This window comes from Streptacidiphilus jeojiensis, assembly GCF_042510965.1.
Lineage (GTDB): Bacteria > Actinomycetota > Actinomycetes > Streptomycetales > Streptomycetaceae > Streptacidiphilus > Streptacidiphilus jeojiensis.
The window spans coordinates 75,159-100,213 of record NZ_JBEUKS010000012.1 but is presented as its reverse complement, the minus strand read 5'-3'; the positions used below and the strand labels follow the sequence as shown (position 1 = coordinate 100,213).

General features: G+C 67.1%; 18 protein-coding genes and 2 pseudogenes. 7 read left to right on the top strand and 13 right to left on the bottom strand.

Annotated features, from left to right (window positions below):
• Nucleotides 1-32: 32 nt before the first annotated feature.
• The 10 genes and pseudogenes from ABUW04_RS29385 to ABUW04_RS29340 all read right to left on the bottom strand — a co-directional run bounded on the left by ABUW04_RS29385 (nt 33) and on the right by ABUW04_RS29340 (nt 11,597).
• Nucleotides 33-1,604: an AMP-binding protein gene (locus ABUW04_RS29385; protein ID WP_037594325.1), complete on the bottom strand. Its 1,572-nt coding sequence runs from the start codon at nt 1,602-1,604 to the stop codon at nt 33-35.
• Nucleotides 1,605-1,678: 74 nt separating this feature from the next.
• Nucleotides 1,679-2,998 (bottom strand): malonyl-CoA decarboxylase domain-containing protein, encoded by a 1,320-nt coding sequence (locus ABUW04_RS29380; protein ID WP_051724890.1) that lies wholly within the window; start codon nt 2,996-2,998, stop codon nt 1,679-1,681.
• Nucleotides 2,999-3,023: 25 nt separating this feature from the next.
• Nucleotides 3,024-4,478, bottom strand: a complete 1,455-nt coding sequence (locus ABUW04_RS29375; protein WP_030250068.1) for a sodium:solute symporter family protein — start codon at nt 4,476-4,478, stop codon at nt 3,024-3,026.
• Nucleotides 4,475-4,711, bottom strand: coding sequence for a hypothetical protein (locus tag ABUW04_RS29370; RefSeq protein ID WP_051724889.1), 237 nt, complete (start codon nt 4,709-4,711; stop codon nt 4,475-4,477). The genes ABUW04_RS29375 and ABUW04_RS29370 overlap by 4 nt, the downstream gene beginning before the upstream one ends.
• Nucleotides 4,712-4,803: 92 nt before the next feature.
• A complete protein-coding gene (locus tag ABUW04_RS29365; protein WP_030250063.1) occupies nt 4,804-6,237 on the bottom strand; it encodes an amidase in 1,434 nt (477 codons plus the stop codon).
• Between the two features lie 134 nt (nt 6,238-6,371).
• The gene (locus ABUW04_RS29360; protein WP_030250061.1) at nt 6,372-7,349 is read right to left on the bottom strand and encodes an Lrp/AsnC family transcriptional regulator; all 978 of its coding nucleotides are present in this window, start codon (nt 7,347-7,349) and stop codon (nt 6,372-6,374) included.
• Between the two features lie 204 nt (nt 7,350-7,553).
• Nucleotides 7,554-7,688 (bottom strand): hypothetical protein, encoded by a 135-nt coding sequence (locus ABUW04_RS29355; RefSeq protein WP_269664950.1) that lies wholly within the window; start codon nt 7,686-7,688, stop codon nt 7,554-7,556.
• A 57-nt stretch (nt 7,689-7,745) separates the two neighbouring features.
• Nucleotides 7,746-7,901: pseudogene (locus ABUW04_RS29350) on the bottom strand (DUF255 domain-containing protein); the annotation flags it as partial.
• A 103-nt stretch (nt 7,902-8,004) separates the two neighbouring features.
• Nucleotides 8,005-10,656: a tetratricopeptide repeat protein gene (locus tag ABUW04_RS29345; RefSeq protein ID WP_380567433.1), complete on the bottom strand. Its 2,652-nt coding sequence runs from the start codon at nt 10,654-10,656 to the stop codon at nt 8,005-8,007.
• A gap of 761 nt (nt 10,657-11,417) precedes the next feature.
• A complete protein-coding gene (locus ABUW04_RS29340) occupies nt 11,418-11,597 on the bottom strand; it encodes a hypothetical protein (protein ID WP_380567431.1) in 180 nt (59 codons plus the stop codon).
• A gap of 611 nt (nt 11,598-12,208) precedes the next feature.
• Here ABUW04_RS29340 and ABUW04_RS29335 point away from each other — a divergent pair.
• The 5 genes from ABUW04_RS29335 to ABUW04_RS29315 all read left to right on the top strand — a co-directional run bounded on the left by ABUW04_RS29335 (nt 12,209) and on the right by ABUW04_RS29315 (nt 18,070).
• On the top strand, nt 12,209-14,344 hold the full coding sequence (locus ABUW04_RS29335) for an ATP-dependent nuclease (RefSeq protein ID WP_380567429.1): 2,136 nt from the start codon (nt 12,209-12,211) through the stop codon (nt 14,342-14,344).
• Nucleotides 14,341-16,155 (top strand): UvrD-helicase domain-containing protein, encoded by a 1,815-nt coding sequence (locus tag ABUW04_RS29330; RefSeq protein WP_380567427.1) that lies wholly within the window; start codon nt 14,341-14,343, stop codon nt 16,153-16,155. The genes ABUW04_RS29335 and ABUW04_RS29330 overlap by 4 nt, the downstream gene beginning before the upstream one ends.
• A gap of 128 nt (nt 16,156-16,283) precedes the next feature.
• On the top strand, nt 16,284-16,556 hold the full coding sequence (locus tag ABUW04_RS29325) for a hypothetical protein (RefSeq protein WP_380567426.1): 273 nt from the start codon (nt 16,284-16,286) through the stop codon (nt 16,554-16,556).
• The gene (locus ABUW04_RS29320) at nt 16,553-16,960 is read left to right on the top strand and encodes a PIN domain-containing protein (protein ID WP_380567424.1); all 408 of its coding nucleotides are present in this window, start codon (nt 16,553-16,555) and stop codon (nt 16,958-16,960) included. Before ABUW04_RS29325 ends, ABUW04_RS29320 begins: the two co-directional genes overlap by 4 nt.
• Nucleotides 16,961-17,395: 435 nt before the next feature.
• A complete protein-coding gene (locus tag ABUW04_RS29315; protein ID WP_380567421.1) occupies nt 17,396-18,070 on the top strand; it encodes a hypothetical protein in 675 nt (224 codons plus the stop codon).
• 275 nt (nt 18,071-18,345) lie between these two features.
• Here ABUW04_RS29315 and ABUW04_RS29310 read toward each other — a convergent pair.
• The 3 genes and pseudogenes from ABUW04_RS29310 to ABUW04_RS29300 all read right to left on the bottom strand — a co-directional run.
• Nucleotides 18,346-18,492, bottom strand: a pseudogene (locus ABUW04_RS29310) (DUF255 domain-containing protein); the annotation flags it as partial.
• Nucleotides 18,493-18,607: 115 nt separating this feature from the next.
• Nucleotides 18,608-19,876 carry an FG-GAP repeat domain-containing protein gene (locus tag ABUW04_RS29305; RefSeq protein ID WP_380567419.1) on the bottom strand — a complete coding sequence of 423 codons (1,269 nt, stop codon included), beginning with the start codon at nt 19,874-19,876 and terminating at the stop codon, nt 18,608-18,610.
• 165 nt (nt 19,877-20,041) lie between these two features.
• A complete protein-coding gene (locus ABUW04_RS29300) occupies nt 20,042-21,673 on the bottom strand; it encodes an LCP family protein (RefSeq protein ID WP_380567418.1) in 1,632 nt (543 codons plus the stop codon).
• Between the two features lie 216 nt (nt 21,674-21,889).
• On the opposite strand from ABUW04_RS29300, the gene ABUW04_RS29295 reads away from it, so the two are divergent.
• Together ABUW04_RS29295 and mgtA are read left to right on the top strand one after the other, a co-directional pair.
• Nucleotides 21,890-22,240 carry an ArsR/SmtB family transcription factor gene (locus tag ABUW04_RS29295; protein ID WP_051724888.1) on the top strand — a complete coding sequence of 117 codons (351 nt, stop codon included), beginning with the start codon at nt 21,890-21,892 and terminating at the stop codon, nt 22,238-22,240.
• Nucleotides 22,224-24,974 carry a magnesium-translocating P-type ATPase gene (gene mgtA, locus ABUW04_RS29290; RefSeq protein WP_380567417.1) on the top strand — a complete coding sequence of 917 codons (2,751 nt, stop codon included), beginning with the start codon at nt 22,224-22,226 and terminating at the stop codon, nt 24,972-24,974. Before ABUW04_RS29295 ends, mgtA begins: the two co-directional genes overlap by 17 nt.
• Nucleotides 24,975-25,055: the final 81 nt, after the last annotated feature.

Here is a 25,055-nt window from a genome sequence, read left to right as displayed (position 1 = left end):
ATCCGCCCGATCCGGGGAGCAGTCCTAGGCCGTTAGCGGGGCGCCCGGCCGGCCCGGGGGTCGGGGCCGGTGAACAGGTCCGCGTAGTGGCGGCGGAGCTCGGCCTTCTGCACCTTGCCCATGATGTTGCGTGGCAGAGCGTCGACCACGTGGACAGCCCTGGGGTGCTTGAAGCGGGCGAGGTGCTCCGCCACGGAGGCCAGGAGTTCCTTTTCCCGGGGCTCCTGGCCCGGTGCGGCGACGACCACCGCGACGACGGTCTCCCCGAAGTCCGGGTGCGGGACGCCGATGACGGCGGACTCGGCCACGGCGGGGTGGGCGTCGAGCAGTTCCTCGATCTCCTTGGGATAGATGTTGAACCCCCCGGAGATGACCAGGTCCTTGTCCCTGCCCACGATGTGGAGGTAGCCGTCCGCGTCGAAGCGGCCCAGGTCACCGGTCTTGAAGTAGCCGTCCGCGCGGAACTCGGCGGCCGTCTTCTCGGGGAGCTCCCAGTAGCCGGCGAAGACGTTGGGTCCGCGCACCTCGATCCCGCCCACCTCGCCGGCGGGCAGCTCCCGGCCGCTCTCCGGTTCCACCACCCGGACCGAGACGCCTGCCAGCGGCCTGCCGACCGTGCCGGGCCGGCGCGGGCCGTCCGCGTATGGGTTGCTGGTGTTCATCCCGGTCTCGGTCATGCCGTAGCGCTCCACGATGGCGTGGCCGGTGCGGGCCTCGAAGGCCCGGTGGTCGCTCGCGAGGAGGGGTGCCGAGCCGGAGACGAACAGCCGCATGGAGGCGCAGGCGGCAGGGGTGAGCCGGTCCTCGTCCAGCAGCCGGGTGTAGAAGGTCGGTACGCCCATCAACACCGTCGCCCGCGGCAGCAGCCCCACGATCTGCCCGGCGTCGAATCTCGGGAGGTAGAGCAGGGTGGCGCCGGTGGTCAGCGCCATGTTCACGGCGACGAACAGGCCGTGCACATGGAAGATCGGCAGCGCGTGGATCAGCCGGTCCACCTCGGTGAACTGCCAGGCCTCCACCAGGGCTGCGCAGTTCGAGGCCAGGTTGCCGTGCGAGAGAACCGCACCCTTGGAGCGCCCGGTGGTCCCGGAGGTGTAGAGGATCGCCGCGGGGTCCTCGGCGCGGGCTTCGAAGGAGCGCCCCGCCCGGTCGTCGGCTCCGGGGCCGTCCGGTCCGGGACCACCGTCCAGGAGGGTGCCGTCCCCCGTGGTGCCGAGCGTCTCCACGAGCATGCCATCGCCGGCCCGGTGGGCGTGCTGCTCGCGACGCTCGGGGGCGCAGACGAACACGCGGGGCCGGGCGTCGCCGATGAAGTAGTCGACCTCCGCGCCGGTGTAGGCGGTGTTGAGGGGCAGGAAGACGCCGCCGATGCGCAGGGTGGCCAGGTAGAGGGCGATGGCCTCGGGGGACTTCTCCACCTGCGCGGCGACCCGGTCACCGGGCCGGACTCCGTCGGCCAGCAGTCGGGCGGCGATCCGCCCGGCGGCCAGGTCGGTCTGCCGCCAAGTGACCCCGTGGCCGTCCGGTAGTTCGAAGAGCGTCCGGTCGGCGCGCAGCCGCACCTGTTCCTCGAAGGAGCGGTGGACGGGGGTGAAGGAGACCATCGGAAATTCCGTTCTCGTGATCGCCGTCCGCTTCCAGGGCGGGGACGTAGACATGTCGTTGCTGCGGTCGCGGCTCAGGTGCGGCGGTCCGGGGGTGGCCCCGGGGCGTGCAGGGCGCGCATGGGGCCGTCGACAGCCACCACGCCTCGGCGGACGAAGTCCTCGTGCCGGCGCTCCAGTTCGGCCGGCTCGTAGCGGTAGTTGACCATCGCGCCGTAGGACTGGTCCCAGGCCTGGGGGGAGGGGTCGGCCGGCCAGTCGAGCTGCCAGGCGGCGGCGCCGTTGCCCAGGTGGAAGCGGGCCACCGGGTCGAGCGGGCGCCCGTCCGCGCGGCGCTCGACCGCGATGTACCGGGCCAGGACCGGCAGCAGCCGGGAGCGCAGCCGGGCGGTCCCGGCTGGCCCGAGCATCGACGGGTCGCTGGAAGCATCCATGTCCGCTACAAGGCGCCGCAGTTCGCCGTCCTGCCCGGACTGCTCCGCCAGCCAGCTGCGGAAGCCCGGAATCGGCGAGAGTGTGGCGAACAGCGTCAGCTGCGGGAGCTGCTCGCCCACCTGCTCGATGACCTGTTTGATCAGGAAGCTACCGAAGGACACCCCGGACAGCCCGTCGAGGGTGTTGTTGATGGAGTACAGCGCGACGGTGTCGGCCGTGCCCGGGGGAATCGCGGGGCCGAGCGCGAGCAGCGGGGTGATCTCGGTGGGCAGTCCGCGCACCAGGGCGACCTCCACGAAGACCAGCGGGATGTTCCCGGTGGAGGGGTGGAAGAAGGCGTAGATGCGTCGGTCGGCGGGGTCCAGCCGCCGGCGCAGTTCGTCGGCGCCGGCCATGGGGTGGACCCGCTCGCCGCGCAGCAGGTGCGCGCGCAGCTCGGCCGGGGCGTCGGCGGTGACTTCCGCCATCCGCAGGAAGCCGCGGTTGAACCACGAGGTGAGCAGGTGGCGGAAGTCGTGGTCGAGGGGGCGCAGTTCCGGGTGGTCGGGCAGCAGCCGGAGCAGGTCGGCGCGCATGTCCACCAGGGCCGGGGTGGCCTCGGGGGCGTGGTTCATGCGGCGCAGCAGCTGCTGGCGGGCGGGCTCGACCGCGTCGAAGAGCCCGGTCAGCTCCTCGGTGCCCTGCCCCCCTGCCGCCCTCGCGGCCTCCCACTGCCGGTAGCTCGCGCGCACCCGGTCGGCGTCGGCGTCGTACGCCCGGGTGATGTGGGCGAAGAACTCCCGCTTGGCGTCGTCGTCGAGTTCCCCGTAGTGGGCGAGCGCCCGGGTGGCCACGGCGCGCACGGAGGCCTCGCCGCCGTCGCCCATCAGCGAGGCGCAGTCGGTGAGCAGCTGGTGCAGCGGGGAGAGGGTCGGCGTCCCCTCCGTGCGGTCCCGCTGCTGCTCATCGCGTGCGTTCATCGGAACTCCCGACTCGGTGTGTGGATCAGGACGACACGGGGGCCGGCGTGCTGGGCGCTGGTGCGACGGGGGTCGCGGCCGGACGGCGGAGCCGGACCGCGATCTCCGCCACCGTGGTGACGGCGATGTTGACGACCAGGGCGATCAGGCCGGTGTCCACGGTACCGACGTCCACTCCGCCGAAGGTCAGCCAGACCAGCACGGCCACCCCGGCCAGGATGCCGGCGAGGGCGGCTGCCGCGTGCAGCCGGACCGTACGGGCCAGGCCCATGGCGATCGCCGGGGCGAGCTGCGTCAGGCCGCCGTAGGTGAGCAGCAGTAGGTTGGACAGCAGTCCGGGGCGGGCCAGTCCGAGGGCCAGCGCCAGTCCGGCGGCGACGACCACGCAGAGGTGGTTGACCCGCAGCTGGGTGCGGGGGGAGCGGATGGCGACCAGGTTGCGGGAGAGCATGCTGGAGATGCCGACCAGGATGGCCGCCGAGGGCACCATCGCCGCCGACGCTGCGGCGACGGCGATGACGCCGACGAGCCAACCCGGCAGGGTCTGTCCGGCCAGGGTGAGGGCGACGCCGTTGGGCGCGGTGCCCTTGCGCACCAGCAGCACTCCGGCGAATCCGATGATCACCGGTATGCCGAGGGCGATCTGGTACAGCGGCAGCCAGATGGCGTTGGAGCGCAGGGCGCGCCCGCTGCGTGCGGCCAGGACCGGCGGCCACAGGTGGGCCATGGTGCCCAGCCCGCCGCCGATGCCGGAGATGAGGACCGCGGTGAAGAAGAAGGTCGCGTCGTATCCCTCCTGGTTCAGCGTGAGCAGCTGCGGGTGGGTGTCGCGGACGGTCGCGAACAGTCCGCCGATGCCGCCGTGGACGGTCACCGCGACGCCGATGAGCAGCGCGACCAGCCCGAAGATCATCAGAGCGTCCTTGAGGTAGGCGACCCTGGCGATGCCGCGGATGCCCGACCACAGCACGAATCCGACGGTCAGCACGGTCGCCAGGACCATGCTGAGGCGGCCGCCCGCGCTGCTGCCGGTGGCCAGCTGGACGATCAGGCCCAGGCCGGTGATCTGCAGTTGCAGGTAGGGCAGCAGGAACACTGCGCCCACCACCGCGACGACCCGTCCCAGCAGCGGGCTGCGGTACCGGTCGACGAAGAAGTCCGCCTGGGTCACGTACCCGCCGCGAAGGCCGAGTTGGCGCATGCGGGGGGCGGTGAAGTACTGCAGGACCAGGTTGATGGCGAGGTAGCACAGGGCGAAGCAGGCGGCGACGCCGGCGCTGAAGGCCATGCCTGCGAGGCCGAGGAAGCTGAAGGTGGTGAAGGACTCGCCGGCCTGGAGGAACCAGGTGGTCGCGGTGGAGAACCGGCGGTTGCCGACGGTCCACTCCCCCAGTTCACGGCTGGGCGGGCGGCGTCCGCTCAGTCCCACCAGCGCGACGAGGACGATGCCGGCGGTCGTGATGACCATGGTGGTGCTCATGCTGCTGCCTCCTGGGTGTCGTCGTACTCGTCGGACTCGTCGTCCCCGCCGCGGAACCGGCGGTCCACCAGGAGCAGGCTCACGGTGGTGCCGGCCGTCCACAGCAGGCACCAGAACATGACGGACGGAATGCCCAGCCACAGGTGGGGGCCGTTGACGAAGGGCAGGAACGGCGTGCCGAGGAGGGCCAGCACGGGCACGGCGGCCCAGAGCGCATGCGGAGTTCGCATCATGGTTGCTCCAGCAGAGGGAGTCAGGACGGGGGACGGAAGGGCGTCACGGCGAGCGTCGGCGAGAGCGACGCCCACGGGGTCGGGCGGGAGACCTACGGGAGGAGGGGCGCGGTCCGGCCGTGGCGGGTGGCCGCCTCGTACGCCGCGCCGACCCGCAGCACGGTGCGCTCGGCGCGCGGCGCGGCCACGATCTGCAGCCCCACCGGCAGGCCGGCGGGCGTGAAGCCGGCCGGTACCGACAGTGCGGGCGCGCCGAGCACGGTCAGCAGGTAGGCGGATCGCATCCAGTCGAGATAGGTGTGCTGCGGCCGGCCGTCGACGACGGTCGGGTACTCGATCTCCACGTCGAACGGCGCGACCTGGCTTACCGGGGCGATCAGCACGTCGTAGCGGCTGAAGAAGTCGGCGGCGGCGAGGTGGATCCGGCCGTGCTCGGCCTGCACTCGGGCCAGGTCGCCCGCGGTGAGCTTCAGGCCCTCCTCGATGTTCCACAGCAGGCTGGGCTTGAACCGGTCGGGGGACCCGTCGTTCAGGGCTCCGAAGCCGGTCCGGAAGGAGTGCGCCCGCAGGGTGCGGAAGACGTCCTCGGCACCGTCCAGGTCGGGGCAGTCCTCGGTGACGCGGCAGCCCAGCTCCTCCAGCACCGCGACCTGCCGGGCGACCACGGCCCGCACCTCGGCGTCGACCGGGACGCGCCCGCCGAGGTCAGGCGCGTAGGCGACGCGGAGGCCGGTGAGGTCGGGTGCGAGCGGCTCCCGGAAGACCGCTCCGGGGGTCTCCAGCGAGATCGGGCTGCGGGCGTCAGGGCCAGCCATTACCGACAGCAGTAGCGCGGTGTCGGCGACGGTGCGCCCCATGGGGCCCGCGACCGCGAGCGTCTCCCACAGGTCGTCGGCGGCGAGCACCGGGACCCGGCCGGGGGTCGGCCGCAGTCCGACCACGTTGCAGAACGAGGCCGGGTTGCGCAGCGAGCCGCCCATGTCGCTGCCGTCCGCGATCGGCTGCAGCCGAGCGGCGAGCGCAGCGGCGGCGCCGCCGCTGCTGCCTCCGGCCGAGCGGGTCGGATCGTAGGGGTTGCGGGTGGCCCCGAAGACCCGGTTGAAGGTGTGCGACCCTGCGGCGAACTCCGGGACGTTGGTCTTGCCCAGGCGAATGGCGCCGGCCGCCTCGATGCGCTGGACCAGGATGTCGTCCTGCTCCGGCACGTGCTCGGCGAAGATCGGCGAACCGTGCGTGGTGCGCATGCCACGGGTTTCGTGGGTGTCCTTGAAGGCGATGGGCAGACCGTGCAGCGGGCCCAGTTCGGCTCCCGAGGCGGCCAGTTCATCGGCCCGGCCGGCTGCCGCCAGCGCGCCCTCGGGGTCCAGCGTGACGATTGCGTTGACGGTCGCGTTCACCCGCCCGATCCGGTCCAGGTGGGCGGCGACGACCTCCCGCGCGGAGAGCTCCCGCCGACGGACCAGGTCCGCGATTTCGACGGCGTCGCGCGCACACAGCGCGTCGGCTTCGGTGGGGCTCACATGCATGGCGTTCCTCGGGCAGCAGGGCGTGTGCCACCACATTGGCCGATGTGACTTTTTTCGTCAATGGTTCAATCGATATGAACTTTTAAGACATGTCAGCCACTTGCATGAACTTTTCAGACGCACGAGCGGGGTAGTCAGTGCAGCGGACCCCCCCGGCCCACCACGCCGCTCCGCTTCCACGCCTCGACCACCAGATGCGACTGCACGGCCTCCGCCCGCCGCACCCACGCGGGCTCGGTCAGGAACCGGTGCAGCTCCTCCTTCGAGGGCTGGGTCACGTGCACCAGCAGCTGGTACTCCCCCATGACCACCGCCGCATACCGCACCAGCGGCGAGGCGACCAGCAGTCGGCCGACCTCCTCCACCTCATCCGGCCTGGTCCTGATCCACAGCAGCGCCTCGACCGGCAGGCCGAGCAGCGCGGGCTCCACCACGGCCCGGATGCTGACCAGCCCGTCGCGCGTCAGCGACTCCACCCGGCGCCGCGCCGTGGCCACCGACACCCCTGCCAGGGCGGCGAGTTCGTCGTTGGTACGCCGGCCGTCCTCGACCAGGGCTGCCAGCACCGCGCGCTCGTCAGGCGCCAACTCCTGCTCGGGCAGGCCCACCCCGTCGGCCGGCACGCCCCCGCTGTCGAGCGCCTCGACCTCCTCGGGGCGCAGGATCCCCGGCGACCACTCGTGGACCGTGCGGAAGTACCGCAGCACCGGCGAGACCTGCTGCTGCACCAGCCCGGGCAACGCGGGAACCTCGTCCAGCACCAGCCGCCCCAGCTGCCCGGGCGCGCACTGCAGTTCCGCGACGCAGTCGGTCACGCCGGCCAGGACGTAGGAGAAGATCGCGTCCTCGCGCAGCCCGGTGGCGACGGCGATGTCCCGCACCGACCCCGGCCGGCAGTTCATCCGCAGGATGACCGTCTCACCGCGCGTCGCCAACCCGCGCACCTCGACGTCCCCGCTCTCCAGGAGCCGGTTCCCGCGCCGCGCAATCTTCCGCTCGGGCTCGTCCAGAGCGGCGGCGATCCGCCGCCAGGAAGCCCGCCCGTCGATCTGCAGGGCGGCGACGATCCGCCGGTCCAGCGCGTCGAGCGCCTGCTGCAGGCCCGAAGTCATCGCGCCTCCCCCGCAGCAGCAGGGGTGAAGTCAAAGTCGGCAGTCACCCGCCGACCTTAACCACTGGAACCGCTGATCACCCAGCGCACCCGGGCACCCGCCCGCCTGGAAGCGGCCCAACGCACCCAGCCGCCGGGGCAGCCAAGCGGCCCTGCAGCGCAAGGCGAGGGCGCGACCTCGACCAGGCCACCGGATCGCCTGACACTACTCCGACTTGCTCGGCCTCAAGCCGGCGAGGATGCTCTCCCACTTCTCGGGAGTCCATGAAGGCGACTCGGCGACCTGCGCCGCCACCCAGGCTTCGATCTCCGCGTCGAGTTCATCACGTTCGGTACTCATGCTGTCACCTCTTGGCATAGGTCCAGTTCAGGACTACCAGCCTTTACAAATGCACTGGCACCAGTGGCACGCAGAGTAACCGACTGACAACAGAACCGGTACATCGCGGCGCCGAGCCTCCTCGAACGCCGCCGGCTCCCAGGGCCACCAATCGACCGGATTGTCAGCGTGCTGAAGCAGATAAGCCGAGGTCAGACCACCCAAGCGGTTCATGTACTCCACCCTCTCACACCGCCACAGCGCTGGACGAGAGGCCGCGAACCTTGCCTCAGCCTGCCCGATTTGCACTCATGCTCCATCACGCGGTGGACGAGGATTACCCCTTTTGCACACCGGTCCCAGCAGTTGGCGAGGGCTCTTGCAGAACACTTCCCAATGTTGGTTCCGCCGACCACCGATCTCCGTTCCTCCTCAAGACTCGCAGCAACCCCGGGTGCTGGGCAGCGAGCGCGCGCAGTTCCTCCAAGTAGTCGCGGGCCTCGTCATGCCGGCCGAGCTTCTCACAGGCAGCCAGAGTCAAATTAAGGCTGACGGCGCACACAAAGGGGGAAGCGAAGGATTCACCAATTCGGAGCGCTTCGCGTGCGTGACGCAGAGACATTTCATAATCCCCCGTCTTGCCGCTGTGCGTGGAGGTGATTTGGTGGGCGGCAACCACGTCGCGGAGTTCTCCCCAGGTGGTCAGCATGGCAATCGCACGGTCTGCGCAAGCCATTGCCTGGTCGGCAGCGCCGATGTCGAAGTAGTATGCCACCTCGCCCAGCAGAGTCCGGGCTAGCCGCAGCTCGTCGCCGATCTCAGCGAGAGTGGCGAGCGCGGAATCGAAGAGAGGGCGAGCCTCTCCGGAGCGGCCGAGAACGTGGAGCGTCTCTGCGGCGTTAGCCTGTGCGAGTGCCTCACCAGAGACGTTCCCACACTGCCGCGAAATCTCAATGTCCCGCAAGTGCAGCGCGAGCGATTCCTCTGGGCGGTTCAGGTTTCTCAGTGTAAGCCCGAGGTCATTGCAGACCATACTGACCTTGTGCGGATTCCCGATCTTCTCGAAGATGGCCAGCGACCGCCGCTGAAGTTCCTCGGCCTCTTCATGTAGTCCAAGCTCACCGTAGGTAAGGCCAAGCGTGTTCAGCGTCTCCGCGGCGCCGGACTCATCGCCCATTTCCGTGCAAACGCGCAGGTCCTCTTCAAAGAGCCCGATGGCCTCCGAAGTGTTGCCAGACATCCGATGTATCGTCCCAAGGTTGTACAAACCCTGCGCAACCTCATGCCTAAGGCCGAGTTGGCGAAAGAGGGCCAGGCTCTGCTCCAGGAGTGGAGTGGCCTCGTGAGGTGTGCCGACATCCATCAGCAGGCAGCCCAGTAGATTGGCCGAGGACGCGACAGCCAGCTCATTCCCAGCCTGGATGGCCTTGGCGTGAGCCGTGCGGGCCAGTTCCAGCCCTGCGGCGAACTCCCGGCGCGAGCGGGCAAGGTTCGTCTTTGAACTCAGGAACATGATCTCGACCAGAGATTGACCAATCAATTGAGCTGCGGTGAGCCCATGTCGGATCACCTCGTCCCAGCACAGCCACTCACCGAGGATCTCGCAGAGTGCGCTGAGCGACAGAGCTAGTTGGGCGGCATCGGCTGAGGCCTTGTCAGCGAGCAGGACAGGCAGAGCCGCCACGGCGTTGGGAAGCTCAGCATTCGCCCATGCGAGAGCCGATTCAGTTTCGGTCACGGATGGGGCCCGGGGCGACTCGATTCCCAGGGCACTGATCTGGCCGACAAGAGTGAAGTGTGAGCGGCTGCTGAACTGTTTCAGCCACTCCAGCATGCGGCTCTGTGCAGCCCGCCAGGACTTCTCCGGGTCTGCCTGCAGCTTATCACGTGAGTAGACTTTCAATAGATCATGAAAGCGGAATCGCCCGAAGGTGGCGGCCGGCTCGATCAGGTTAGCTTCGTACAGCTTGTCAAGCAGCCGAGCAGCCTGGCGTGCGTCGCAGTCCATGAGCGCCGAGCACAGGCCGGAGCCGAAGTCTTCACCGGGCACAAGGGCCAGCCTTTTGAACGCGTTCTTTGCCCCCTTGCCCAGCTTCCGATAAGAGAGGCCAAAGGCCACGCGCACGGCGAGATCGCCGGTCTCCGGGAGCTCCAGTCGCTGACGTTGATCACGCAACTCCGTGGCAAGATCGGCCATACTCATATTGCGTCTCGTTGCCAGCCTGTTGCCAGCGATCCGCAGCGCGAGCGGAAGATGACCACATGAGGAGACAACGTCCCGGGCATTAATGGGATCATTCTCCACCGTGGCGGACCCTGCGATGGCGCAAAGGAATGCTAGTGAAGTCGAGACGGGGAAGACGTCGAGATCGGTACGTTGTGCCCCCTCAAGACCGGAGAGTCGGTTACGACTGGTGATCAGCACCAATGCCGAATCACCGGGCGGCAGCAGCGGGCGAACCTGCTTCTCGTCAGCGACATTGTCAAGCACTAGAATAATTGGGCGATCGGCGGTCAAGCGGCGGTACATGTCGAGGCGTGCATGGGTGTCGGTGGGGACTTCCTGTTCGGGCAGGCCCATCGCCCGCAGGAAACGACCCATGATCTCCTCTGGCGACGCTGGGCGATCATTCACTCCACGCAGATCGGCGTAAAGCTCCCCGCCCGTATACAGGCTACGTGATTCGTACGCGATGTGAATGGCGAGCGCGCTCTTCCCGATACCCGGTTTTCCGGTAATGACGGCTAACCGGGGTCCGGGGCTTCCCTCAGGGGAACTGAAGCCCGACCTCAACGCATCGATCTCGGCTTCACGTCCAGTGAAGTTGGGAGCCTTGGGCGGGAGGAGGCATGGGCGCTCCTGCAAGGAACGGTCTGCCTGCGTGGCGGTGAAGGTGATGAACGTCGGATTGGTGATCACTCCGGCGCTGTTGTCCCCACCAATGGCAACCGCTGCGTCGCCTGATGCTCGTGCGTCGTGACGGTGCATCACAGTCGTCCTTGAACTTCGGTCTGAATCGATGCCGTGGCATCCCCGCCAACTGCGACGGCGCCGGGGCCGGCGGCTACGGTGCCCTCCGCCCTGCCCGAACCAACGGCGGGCGCGATGCGTGATGCGACATGGGTCGCCTTCGTCGTAATCGGGGCCTGCACGGAGCCGCCGACCGCAACGGATCCGGGCCCCAGTGCCGCCGCGTTACCCCTCACGTCCGGCCCGGACGAGCGGCTCACATAAAACGCAAGGGCAGCTCCCACCGCGACCAGCACAAGAAGAGCGAGCCACCAACTCCAAGAGGCCCCATTGGTTGCGACGTTGGTGACGACGCCCGTTCCCGCGCCGGCAACCACGGCCGTCGCCGCAGCCGCGCCCCTGCTGACCATAGTCGGCATAGATCTCCCCTTCATCTGCCGCCGGACCCCCGACGTGAGCGGCGGCGCCGATTACGCCTCCTTGCGAGGCGAGCCCTGCCGACAACGCTAACGCCCACTTCTGACAGCCTGGAGCGGAATCGGTATCACAACACATCATCCGGAAGCCTCCGGCCATGACGACCCTGCTGCCCAAAAGGCGGGCATCCCCGCCCGAGCGGGGACCTCGCTCCTGCGCGACGGAGGGGGCTGATCTTCGTCACCTCCGATGGCCAGAACTTGCGGCCGGACACACGGTTCGACTATCCGCCGTGCCTGTGTCCTGTGGACCGGGAGCAGAGTGCCAACGAGTCGGGCGATGAACGGAGCCGGCTCCGTCTGTCAGCGGGCGTCTGCCTCGGGCCCGGGCAGCTCGTCCAGGTCGAGGGTGTAGGTGCGTCCGTCGGCCAGTTCGACGGACAGCTTGCCAGAGCCGTACTTATGCGAGCGGGCCGCGATGTAACCGGAGCCAGTGGGCTGGGTGTGGACGACGACCTCCGCGGCGTACGGGTCCACCACCACAGCAGCGCCAATCTATGTACCGACCTGGTGTGGGCCATCATCGCCAGCGGTGGACAGCGCTGCGAGCAGGAAGGGCTCCACGAGCATGTGCTCCCGGGCCTGCGCCAGCGGCCGAGACCTCGACCGCACCGCGAGGTAGGGGGACGGCGCGAGCCGTGCGGCCGCACTCGGTGATCTGGGCAAGCTCCGCTCCGGTCATGGGGACCGTTGGTGCCCAACGCCCAGTCGCGGGTACGGCCGATCCAACTCGACCAGGCTCTCAAGGCCGTTGGCGTTACTCCGACTTTCTGACGTGTCGCCAGTCTGGGGAGACGTGCAGCCCGAACCTCAGGGCGTCCTTCCACGCTGAGACCAGAGAGGATCGATCAGTCAGCACCTTGTGGATGTACTGCTCAGAGCCAGCGCCGATGCAGCGCGGCTTCCAAGCTGCGGTCAGCCAAGGCATCGGCGCCCTAATCAAGCGGCTACCAGCCGCAGGCGGCCAGTTCTCCGAAGCTGTCGAGCAGGCCGCTCTCCAAGCCGACCAGCCTGTGCATTCGCCACAACCGGCACACCAACACCGTTACGCGACTACTGTTTTGGCCCAAGTGCATGCCCTGACAGGAGCGATCGTGAGCGCAAGTCAGCCAGAGTCGTCCGAGCAGTCGCGGGTCCTGCCGAAGCTGTGCCCGCCCAGAGTCACGAGGACGGACGTCAAGAACTTCCGTCTTCTGCGGGACGCCCGCATCGCCTTCGACAAGGACGTCACAGTCTGCGTTGGCCGCAACAACACCGGCAAGACGTCACTGGCGGAGGTACTGAGCAGGTTCCTCCGCCCCGGCGACCTCAAACTCCGCGTGGAGGACTTCTCCGCAGAGGCCTACTCGGAGTTCGGCCTGGCGTACAAGATGTTCATGACCGGAGACGAGGAAGCAGCACGGAAACTGCTCCCAGAGATCTCGCTGACTGTCTTCATCAGCTACGACAAGGAGACCACGGAGTACGGCCCTCTCGGCTCGCTCATCGTCGATCTCGACCCGGACTGCACCGAGGCAGTTGTGACCGTCCGTTACGCGTTGAAGCCCGGCGCAATGAAGGATCTCTTCCGCGACGGACCGGACAATCTGGCGGACGGCTGGGGAGATTCACTCCTCCTTTCCCTTATTGGCCCTAGGATTCCGCACCTCTTCGAGCGCTCTGCCACGGCTGTAGACCCAGCCGATCCGACGAATTTTCGCATCGTTTCAATGAGCGAGGTCGCCAGAGCGATCAAGGTTGACTTCGTCAAAGCGCAACGCGGTCTTGATGACGAGACGGAGCGACCCAAGGAGCCAATCGGAAAGGTCTTCGAATCGCTCTTCATCGGCGCATCGAAAGCAGATGAAAATTCCCCCCTACGAGACTTTGCCGATGCTGCTGGAGATGCCCTAAAGGAGATCTTTTCAAGCCTGGATGGAAAAATCCAGGACATGTACGACAAGATGGCACCAACAGTCTCTGATTTCGGCTATCCGGGCCTGGGGAACCGAAATTTCTCTACTCGGACTACTCTCGATGCGAAACGTCTTCTTTCAAACTTCACGAGCATCAAATACCCAGGGTCGGCCGGCATCGAACTCCCCGAGTCATACAGTGGCCTAGGGTCAAGAAATCTCCTCCTTATCCTGCTCACGCTATACAGTTACTATCGAGACTATGCGGCCCAACGCAACAAGTCCTGCATCCACTTGGTCTTCATTGAGGAACCCGAAGCCCATCTGCATCCCCAGATGCAGGAAATCTTCATTCACAAGCTCGGGGTCTTCAAAAAGAACTTTCCTGCAGCGGACCAAGAGTCGGAATCATGGAACGTACAATTTCTGGTGACCACTCACTCCGCTCATATTGCCAACAGAGTTGGCTTTTCCGCAGTTCGATACTTCCGACTGGATGAGCGCAGCGAACCAGAAGGCACCACGCGCTCGCAGGTCCTGAATCTTGCCGATGCCCCGGGAGTAAGCAAGGAGTTCCTGCACAAGTATCTGACCTTGACACGGGCCGACCTATTTTTCGCCGACAAGGCCATCCTAATCGAAGGAGCGAGCGAACGCCTCTTCATCCCCGCCGCAATCGCGAGGTTTGATCAACCTGACGAGAAAGGGAAGGAAAGCCTGACAAGCCAGTACATCACTGTCCTGGAAGTCGGCGGTGCTTACGCCCACCTGTTCTATCCCTTCCTGGACTTCTTGGGGCTTCCGACGCTCGTCATCACCGACCTCGATCCGGTTAAGCCCAGCTCTTCTAAGAAGCTAAAAAAATGCTGCGTGAACATGGGAACCACAACCTCCAACGAGGCGATCAAGAAGTGGTTCAACAGTGAAAAAATCACCCTTGCTGAACTAGAAAAGCTTGCCGACAAAGAGGTGCCCGTGATCGAGAGGCGCGGACTCGCCTACCAGGTGTCGGAATTTCCAGGCGGTGCATGTGGGCGAACATTCGAAGATGCATTCATCTTGGCCAATCCTGAGATCTTCATACTGAGAGACTTCGCATCCAAGAGCCCTGCAGAGCAGGAGCAATGGGCCAGATCCCTGGCGGAAGGACAAAAGAAGAGCAATTTTGCCCTCCGCTTCGCTGTTGTGGAGGAGAAATGGAAGACGCCTCGCTACATCACGCGAGGTCTCGAATGGCTACTCCACCAGACGCCGACGCTAGCTGAGACGGTAATTCAGGATCCCGGCGCGGAGGCCGGCGAAACGCCATCGGAGAGTCGGGTGACAGTAAAGTGAATATCGCGCATTTTGAAGGCATCACTACAGCCAACCAGGAAAGTGAAAATTCACTGCGCGAGATCCTCGCATCTCTAGACGATCGACGCAATTTCAAACTAGAGGCCGGCGCAGGCGCAGGAAAGACTCACTCGCTCATCGACGCGCTCCGCCACATCCTGGACGACCGTGCGAAATACTTGCCCCGAGAAGGCCAGCAAGTCGCGTGTGTCACCTACACTAACGTCGCCCGCAATGAAATTATTAGACGCACTGACGCTAGTGTCCATGTGTTCGCTGGGACCATCCATGGTTTTCTCTGGGAGATCATCTCCAGGTTCCAAAAGATACTCGCACAGGAAGTAAAAACGCTTCCTGGCTGGGATGGAATTCTGGCCGATGCGGGGCCTGTAGACGGATTTTCGATCAGCTACGACCTAGGATTCCGCCGTGTCAGGGACGGCGTTATCCGTATCCATCACGACGACGTTCCGGCACTTGCCATCAGGCTCTTCGGTCGAAAGAAATTTCGGTCGCTTGTCGCCGACAGGTTCCCAATTATCTTCATCGACGAATATCAAGACACTCCCGCTGGCCTAGCGGAAGCCATGATCGGAAATATTGCGGACTCCTCCAGTGAATCGACTTATGGCTTCTTCGGGGACCACTGGCAGCAGATCTATGATCGAACATGCGGAAGGATAGATCACCTTCCGGTCACTGCAATCGACAAGCGAGCGAACTGGCGTTCCAGTCCGGCTGTAGTAGATTTTCTCAACCGCATGCGACCTGAGCTTCCCCAGGCTCCGGTCCCAGGCCGCAAGACCGGCTCCGTCGTGATCTACCACACGAATTCGTGGGCCGGTCCTAGGGAGTCGCGCTCCAAAAAGGGTCAGATCTCTGATGGAGCGCTGAAAGAAACGCTTCGCTGTGTCGCAGAGGACGCCCTGCTGCGAAATCAAGTCCCCCAGAACCGGCCATTTAAGACTCTCATGCTCACCCACTCGTCCATCGCCGGAGAGCTAGGCTTCGGCAAGATTAATGAGGCTTTCAGATACAACGACGACTATGTCCGCAAGCAGGACGAGGTCGTGGCGTTCCTACTAGAGACGCTGGAGCCGGCTTACGAATACTTTCGCAACAGGCAGTACGGCCTAATGTTCGATATTCTGAAACGCTCTCGCCCTCGCATGAGACTTCGCAGTGACAAAACCGGCTGGACGGACCTTTTCCATCGGCTCGACGAGACTCGTGCCAGTGGTACGGTCGGAGACGTCCTAGACCTAGTGCTGAATCAGAGCTACTTCTCCCCCCCTCGGGCCGTCCACGACCGTCAACAGAAATGGGCGGCCGCGCTGAGCGTTTTGGAGTCCGACCAGACGTTGTCTGAGCCACGCCAGATCGTCGAGTACGGGAAACTCCGAGAAGTCCAGTACCGCCAGGTCGTAGCACTCCGCGCGTACGTGGATGAAAAGACGCCGTTCTCCACTCAGCATGGTGTCAAGGGGGAGGAATACCCATCTGTACTGGCCGTGTTCGGTGGCTGGTCCCTATACAACTTCCCGAAGATGCTCGCTGACTTCCCTCGCCGCCACTCGCTCGACGAGGACGATCGCAAGAGGTTCGAGCGGTCGCGGAATCTCTTCTACGTCGCTTGCTCGCGCGCTCAAGAGAATCTCGCTCTACTCTTCACCACAGAACTCTCCGAAGAAGCTCTGGCAACCATGGAGGAATGGATTGGTCCACTCAATATCGTTACGGTTGAATACTCTCCTGACGGCACTCCTCGAATCAACCATCCGGGAAATGTCAGTTCAGAATCAGGCTGCTGAGGGACTCCCTCTCAGAAAGTGAGTGACGTGCGGTGCGTGCAGGTCGCTCCAGGACCGGATCCGTCCTGCCTGTGCGGAGTGCGTCCCACCGGTTCAGTTGTAATACTCTCCGTCGTACACTGGGAGCCATGAAGCCAACACGCGCTGGGAGCACCGAGAACATCTCCGTGTCCATGCCCGCCGACCTGGTCAGTGAGCTCCGCTCCCGGACCGGGCGCCGCGGACTGTCCGGCTACATCACCGAGGCCGTCAGGCACCAACTCGCCATGGACGGACTCGCCGAGATCGTGGCAGCTCATGAGGAGGAGCACGGCGCGCTGACTGAGCGAGAGGTCGAGGCTGCCCGTCGCGAGCTGTTCGGCGATGAGGGTGCCAGCGACGTAGAACGGGGCGCTGCGTGAAGGAGCAGCCGGCCCGCTCCCTGGTGCTCGACTCTGAGGCGTTCTCGCTGCTCGTGCAGAACGACCGTAGGATGGCGGTGCGCATCGAGGCGTCACGGCAGGCCGGAGTCCCTGTACTTCTGTCTGTTCTGACAGTCGTGGAAGCCGTGCAGGGAAAGACCGATCTGGCGCGGTTGAAGTGGACGCTCTCACGGCTACAGGTGGAGCCGGTCAGTCAGGAGGATTCTCTGACTGCTGTCTCGCTACTGCGGGAGGCAGGCGGCCTCCATGGTCACAAGTATGCGATCGACGCCCTCGTTGCTGCGCTCGCGCTCCGCGCGCCCGCTCCCGTAGTCGTCCTGACGTCCGACCGCGACGACTGGTCGAAACTCTGCGGCAACCGTGTCATCATCCGGGACGTGTAATTTCCTGTAGCCACGATGACTCACTCGTGCCCTGTCCAAGCTACAGAGCAGACGGCATGATCACGGCTCCGGAACCTCCTCGACAACCGTGACGATCGGACGAGGCGCTCCAAACCGTTCGCCTCAGTCCGCTGACATGGGAATCGTTCGCCCTGTAATCCGTCGACTCTGCTGCGCCGTTGCTGTTCTGACTTGCACAGGGCTAACGTGTGCCCGGCTATGCAGTGCCGGGCTACCGTGCCGGGACTGACGGCCGCCCGGTTGTTGGTCATGCAGACGAGCATGTAGTTCGCCTGACACGCCAACCAGCGGGATTCCCAGACTTCTTGTGAGTTGGTCATGCCTGTGCTCACGCAGGCATGACCAACCCAGGACGATCGGAGACCCGTCATGATTCACTCATTCATTGCGCACAAGAGTCCGGGGCGAAGCAGGGTGTACGCCCTCGTCAAGGACCCGCATGAGCGTCTGGAGGCTGTCACAACCTTGGGCGCGGCCGACGCGGAGCTCACAGACGAGCTGGTCGGAGCACTGAACTGCTTCCTCGCTGACCACGACAGCAACTCCCTTGCCGAGGTTCTCGAGCAAGTCCCGAATGCGGTGCGCATGGCCGCGAGGCAGTACCTCAGCAATGTCCCCCAGCCTGAGGTTGGTGCCCTTACGGAGTTCGGCCCTGTGGAGGTCGTGCGCTCTGCTGTCTACTTCTCCTCTAACGACGAGGAGTTGGAGGAGTACATCCAGGGCGCCTACATGATCGGCCTTGGCATCCGCATGCAGAACGAGCGCGGTGTCGACGGCAGTGTCGGATGGATGCTCCAACTGCTGAGCGACGAGGTCACCGTGCCGGCCAGTTCTGAGCCCCGCACATGGTCACTCCCCGCAGAAGTGAAGCTCCTGGAAACCTGGACGAGCCTTCGTCTGACCACCGGTCTCGGGCCTGTACGCAGCGCCTTGGGTGTCGCCGGCACCGCCAGCGACCAGGGACGCATGGTGAGGATCCACACGCTTCTGCACAGCGATCGGGACATCGACTACGAAGGCAGCGGGACCTCGGAGTTCGTCGTCGACATCTTCGAAGCCGAAATCCCGCTCGAAGAACCGGACGAGTAGACCGTCGGTGCCGGAGTGTGTGCCCGCCACAAAGCAAGGCGGGCTCACATCCGACGGGCTCGACTACAGCTCGGTGGGCTCACTCGGCTCACCGGGACTGTTCCCGAGGACGGCCAAGATTTCCGCCCACCTCTCCGGCGACCAGGCGGGTGAGCGAGTGAGGTGCTCCCCACTCAGGCGTCGATCGCAGCTCCCAGATCATCACTGCTGGTGCCTGCCATGTGACCTCGTGACATCACGCCAGCTAAGAAGCTACTGCTTCCCTACATGCACTGGCACGCCGCATACCCGACGGAGAGCAGCACCGGCACATCGCGCCGCCGCGCCTCCTCGAAAGCCTCCGGCGTCCAGGGCCACCAGTCGACCGGATTCTCGGCGTGCTGAAGCAGATAAGGCGAGGTCGCACCAGCCAACCGGTTCATACGGCCAAGCTTCTCACGCCGTTCTCCAACGGCCTGCTGGGACCGAGGCCGCGGAGTGGCGGGGGTGCGCGGTGGGCCGCGCTCCATGGAGCGCGGCCCACCGTCAGGCGGGTGGTCAGGCAATCGCGGTGATCTGGCTCCAGTCGATGCCCGAGGTGACGATGGGTTGTGCGGGACCGAAGCCGCCGGTCGCGGTGCCGGGGAACAGTACGAGGGTGCCGGCGCAGGTGACGGCGTACAGGTCGGGCAGTCCGTCGCCGTTGACGTCTCCGAGCGAGGTCAGCAGCGGATAGTCGGAGGCCTTGAAGTGCTTGCCGATCTCCTTCCAGGTGCTGGGGCCGCCGAAGGTGCCGTCCGCGTTGCTGGGCGCTAGGAACAGCTTGCCGTTGTTGGCCTGGCGCACCAGGAAGTCGCCGTGGCCGTCGCCGTTCATGTCGCCGGGGGCGACCAGGGTGGCGTCGGTGCCGAAGCCCGGGTCGATGACGGTGGATGTGCCCTGGATGCCGAAGCGAGTGCCCGGCCAGTCGAGCAGTTGCCCGTTCTCCACGCTGAGCAGGGTTCCGCCGCCGGATCCGGCGCTGACGGTGTCCGGGCCCAGGAGCGCGATCTGGGTGGCACCCGCCCAGGTGTTGCCGTCACTTCGGTACCAGCCCGTGGAGCTGCGGTTGAAGTCGCCGAGGCCGTTGTTGACCTCGGTGCCGGCATATCCTGCGGCGTTGATGCGCAGGATGTCCTGGAAGCCGTCGCCGGCTGCCAGGTCACCGTTCTGGGCGATCAGAGTGGAGGCCCAGTCGGTTCCGGAGTCGGCGTAGCTGGTGGCTGCTTGCAGGGCCCCGCCGCCGCTGCCGTACAGGATGTAGAGCTTTCCGTCCTTGCCGGTGGCGACCAGGTCGGGGACCTTGTCACCGTTGAGGTCGCTGCGGGCGTCGGGTCCGTTCCACGTCGTGAAGAACATGTAGCGGGTGGACTGGGACGTCTGGCCGTCCGCGTTCTCGGTGCGCACGTCGATCCAGTTGTCCCACTCGGTGGGGTCCAAGGTGACGGTCGCGGTGCCGTCCGCGGCGATCGGAACCCACCCGGATCCGGAGCCTGCCATGGTCGGTGAGGGGGTGGATCCGTCGACGGTGGACAGTTCGCTGTTGAGGTCGTACTGGAAGCGGACGGGATCCCCGGTGGTGCCCGCGCCCACGGTGAACGTCACCGTTCCCGGGGTGCGCATGAGCGGGGCGGTACCGCCCGATCCGACGTTGGGGAAGTAGCTGGAACTGACGCTCGGCGCGGGCAGTGCATCGCTGGCGTGTGCGCCCGGGGCCAGCACGAAGCCGGCCGCGACCGTGATCGCGGTGGCAAGTGTGAGACGGCGTGACGTGGTGGTGCGCAACATGGTCCCCCCTGGTTTCGGTGTTCGCACCCGCGAGGCTACGGGCCGGCACTGACAGCGGGCCATCGTTCTGATCACCGGCGCGGTATCAGATACCGGGGCGAAGCCGGCAGTTGTATGCCAATGGGGGTGAGCCGACTGGGGTGCTGGAGACGCTCCGAACCGGGCTCAGGGGGCGGAGTCGGGGACGCCTGGGCTGAGGGCGTAGGCGCGTGTGGGTGACATGGAGCCGTAGCCGGGCAGGGTGACCACGTCGTTGTAGGTGCTGACCTGGGCGCAGCCCTTGGTGTCGTCGGCTGCCTGGGCGTGGGCGTTGGCCAGGGCGGCCTTGGTGTCGGCCGCGCTGGGGGTGGTGCCGCTGCCGGGGAAGGTCAGGCCGGACCTCCAGTCCGCACCGATCGTCAGCACGATGCGGGAGCCGGTGCCCTGGCGCAGCGCGGAGGACTGCAGGCCGAGCGTCCTGGCTACGGCCTGGGCCTCGGCGCTCCTGTCCGCGGGGTAGCTCAGGGTGGTCGAAGGCGCCGCGCTGCCGGTGGCGGCGAAGGTCTGCCTGCTGTAGCCCTTGCTGATCAGCGAGGCGGCGACGGCACCGGCGCGGCCGGTGATCCCGGTGCCGTTCTCGACCTCGACGGCGACGGTGTTGGTGTCGATCGCAACAGTGGTGGTGGGGGCGGTGGCGGGGGCCTTCGCGATCGGCGGGCTTGCGGTGGCGGCGGCGGTGAGGGACTGGTCGTTGGCGATGGTGTCGAAGAGGGTCTGTGCTCCGGGGGCGATGACCACCCGCGACGTGTTGCTGGGGTCGGGTTCGGTCTGCATCGTGGTGAAGGTGATGCGGCTGGTGGGGACCTTGCTCAGGTCCAGGGCCAGCGAGGTCAGCTTGGCGACGCTGCCGAGGCCGGTGTCGACGGTGAGCGCCTTGGTCGCGGCGTCGGCCAGGTTCAGCACGGCGACGGGATCGGTCAGCGTGCCGGCGCTCTTCATCCTGCTGATCATCGAGCTGAGGAAGAGGTGCTGGGCGTAGGTGCGGCCCAGGTCGCTGCCGTCGCCGAAACCGTGCCGGGTGCGGACGAACTCCAGGGCGGCGACGCCCTTGAGGGTGTGTGTGCCCTTGGCGAGTTTGAGGTGGGAGTCCGGATCGTAGACGTCGTTGCTGACGCACAGGTTCACCCCGCCCACCGCGTCGGACATCGTCACCACGCCGGAGAAGGTGAGCTTGACGAAGTGGTCGATCGGTATCCCGGTGAGCTGGTGCACGGCCGCGACCTGACAGCTCGGACCCCAGTTCAGGGCACTGTTGACCATGTCGGTACGGGCACCGGTGCTGGTGTGGTTCTGGCTGTCGGTGCAGGCCGGCAGCGCGGTCTCCAGGTCGCGCGGGATGCTCATCACCGTGGCGCTGCTGCGGTCGGCCGAGATGTGCACCACCATCTCCACGTCCGCCCGCTCGCCGCCCCCGCTGCCGCAGTCGCCACCCAGCTTGCAGTCGGCCGCGGTCAGCCGGCCGTCCGAGCCCATCACCAGGATGTTGATGGGGGTGCGGCCGAAGGCGTCCGCCTTCTCCGTCCCGGCGCTCCCGGGGTTGTCCCCCTGGGTCAGGGAGGCGGTGGCCAGGTTGCCGTCGAGCCTCCGGTACTCGTAGTAGGCCCCGCCGACCCCGACCACGAGCAGGCCTCCGGTGACCATGGCGGTGACCTTCAGGGCCTTGCGGTGGCCACCCTTCCGCCCGTTGCGTGCGGCGGCCCGGCCGCCGGGCACAGGTGCTGGATCGCGGTCCCGTCGGCCGGCTGAATGCCCAGTCATCGTCACATCCTCGGAGAGTCCTGCTCGGTCTTGTGCTGCCAGAAGGACTGGACGCGAATCCTCAGCGATCGGTTACATAGATGCGCAACTTAGCAAGTAATCGTCAGTCGCGGTGGCGGAACTCCGCGCCGGGCCCGCGCAGTGGCTGTGCGCTCCTGCGGCCTCCGCGGGTCCGTACCCTGGTGCGGTACGACACTCCACCACAGGGAGACACAGGTGACCCGCAGCAGTGCCGTCGGCGCTGTCCCCAGCCCGGACGTACTGGCCGAGGCCGCCAGTTCCTTCGGGATGCTGGCCTCCCCGGTGAGGCTGCACATCATGTGGATCCTGGCCTCGGGCGAGTGCGACGTCAGCGGGCTCGCCGAACAGGTCGGCGGCGCGCTGCCGGCGGTCAGCCAGCACCTCGCCAAGCTGAAGCTGGCCGGCCTGGTGCGCTCCCGACGCGAGGGACACCGCCAGGTCTACCTGGTGGACGACCCGCACCTGGTGTCCCTGGTCCAGTCGATGATCAACCACCTCACCGGCCCGACCCCCGGGCAAGGGAACCGGCGTGGCCGGGCTGTCTGAGGCGTCCGAGGCGGCACGGGACCGGGGGCAGCCCCACCATCCCGACCACGGGGACCACGCGAAACAGGACGTCGTCTGCATCCCCCCGGCCGTCGCCGCTGACCTCACCGAGCTGCAGGTGCTGCGCCGGCTCCGGAGCGGGCCGCGCGGGCTGCTGGAGGACCAGGCCCACCACCGGCTCATGGCCTGCGGCGAGAACGTCCTGGCGACGGTGGAGCCGCCGTCCTGGTCGCGGCGGCTCGGCCGCGCGCTGCGCGACCCGTTCACGCTGGTCCTCTGCTTCCTGGCGGTCATCTCCGCGGCCAACGGGGCGCGTCAGGGCACGGCCGTCATCGCCGTGCTGGTGGCGGTCAGTTGCGCGTTGCGGATGGCCGGGGAGAGCCGCGCGGACCAGGACGCCGCCGCGCTTCGCGACATCGCCTGCGGCACCGCGACCGTGGTGCGCCGCACCGTTGACGGATCGGCACCCACGGCCCGCGAGGTACCGCTGGGCGAGCTCGTCCCCGGCGACCTGGTTCGGCTCACCGCGGGCGACCTGGTCCCCGCCGACCTGCGCCTGCTCAGGAGCGTCGGACTCACCGTCGACCAGGCCCCGTTGACCGGTGAGTCGGCGCCGGTGCCCAAGCAGGCAGGATCCGATCCGCAGTCCCGGGGCGACCGCCGCCCGGCGCTGCTGGACCAGCCGCAGCTGTGCTTCCTCGGCAGCCGGGTGGCCTCCGGAACCGCTACCGCGGTGGTGGTGGCGACCGGCCGGGACACCCACCTCGCCACCGCCCACCGGCATCTGGAGCGCGACCGGCGGGCCACCGCGTTCGACCGCACCACGCGCTCGGTGGCGCGGCTGCTGATCCGGTTCATGCTCGCCTCCCTCACCCTGGTGCTGGCGGCGGGAACGCTGCTGGGCGGACGGGGTTGGGAGCTGGTGCCGTTCGCGATCGCCGTCGCGGTGGGCCTGACCCCGGAGATGCTGCCGGTGGTGGTGACCACCGTCCTGGCCCGGGGTGTGGCGGAACTGCGCCGCCGACGGGTCGTGGTCAAGCGGCAGCGCTCGCTGTACGACCTGGGCGCGATGGACGTCCTGTGCGTCGACAAGACCGGCACCCTGACCGGGGACCGGCTCACCGTGCACAGCACCCTTGACCCGCAGGGCCGCAGCGATCCCCGGGTGCTGCGGTGGGCCGCCACCAACAGCCTCGTCTGCCTGCAGCTCGGCGACCCGCCGGTGCTGGACAGCCTGGACCAGGCGCTGCTGGAAGCCGCGGACCAACTGGAGCCGTCCCCTGCCGCGGCGACGGCCGGCCTCCAGGTGATCCCCTTCGATCCGGTGCGCCGCCTGGCCACCGCCGTGGTGCGCGGATCGGGTCGCCCCGGCGGGCACACGCTCGTCGTCAAGGGCGGCGTCGAGGACGTACTGGACCGCTGCACCCGACTGACCGTCAGCGACGGTGACGATGGGGACGGCGACGACACCCTGCCCCTCGACGCCGACCAGCGCACTCGGATCCACCGCCTCGTCAGGCGGCAGGCCGCCGACGGTCAGCGCCTGCTCGCCGTCGCGGTCGCGCACCGTCCGGCCCGCGGCCTCCGCTACACCGAGAAGGACGAGCACGACCTCACCCTGGTCGGGCTGGTCGGGTTCCGCGACGAGCCGGAACCCAGCGCCGGTAACGCCGTCGCCACCCTCCGGGCGAACGGCGTCACCGTGAAGGTCATCACCGGCGACCACCCCGAGACCGCGGTCCGGGCCTGCACCGATGTCGGCATCCGGCCCGGACGCCCGGTCCTGGCCCCCGACCTGGACCGCCTTGACGACGCGGCTCTGGCCCGGCTCGCCACCACGACCACCCTCTTCGCCCGGGCCACTCCGGCCCACAAGGCCCGCATCGTCCGCGCCCTGCGGTCGACCGGCCGCACCGTCGGCTTCCTCGGCGACGGCGCCAACGACATCGCCGCCCTGCGCGCGGCCGACCTCGGCATCTGCCCCCACACCGCGGTCGACGCCGCCCGTGAGCACGCCGACATCCTGCTGACCGGCTCCGACCTGGCCGCCGTCAGCCGCAGCCTGCCCACCGCCCGCCGTTCGCTGGCCGGCATCGGCAACTACCTGCGGACCACCCTGTCCGCCAACGTCGGCAACGTGATCACCATGCTCGCCGCCGGAGCCTTCCTGCCGTTCCTGCCGATGCTCCCCGCGCAGGTGCTGGTCCAGAACCTGTGCTTCGACGCCGCCCAGCTCTCGCTGGCCTTCGACCGGCCGCTCACCACCGGGGCGCACCGCCCCGGCCCGCTCGACGCCCGCGGCCTGGCCCGCTACGCGCTGTGCTTCGGCCTGGTCAACGCCGCAGCGGACCTGGCGACCTTCGCCGTCCTGGGACACCTGGCCCACGGGCTCTCCGCGCCGCGGACCCAAGTCCTCTTCCACACCGGCTGGTTCACCGAGAACCTGATCACCCAGGCCGTCACCATCCACATCCTGCGATCCCCCGGCGGCCGACCGCGCCTGCCGGCCCCCTGGCCGGTCCGCGCCGGGAACGGCGCCCTGGTCGCCGTCGGCCTGCTCCTGCCGCTGACGCCGCCCGGACGCTCGCTCGGCATGGGGGCGCTCCCCCTCGCCTACTACCCGCTGCTGACGGCGATCCTCGGCGGCTACGTCCTCGCCCTGTTCGCGGCACGCGCGATCCGCCGGCGGCGCGGGGGCGCGGTACGCCGCCGGCCACAGATAACGCAAAGGTAACAAGTCTAGGCCAGGTGGTCGGCCCGGCTTCATGTCCCCGTCACACCCAGGCCATCGGGGCGCTCCATAGTCCCCACGTCG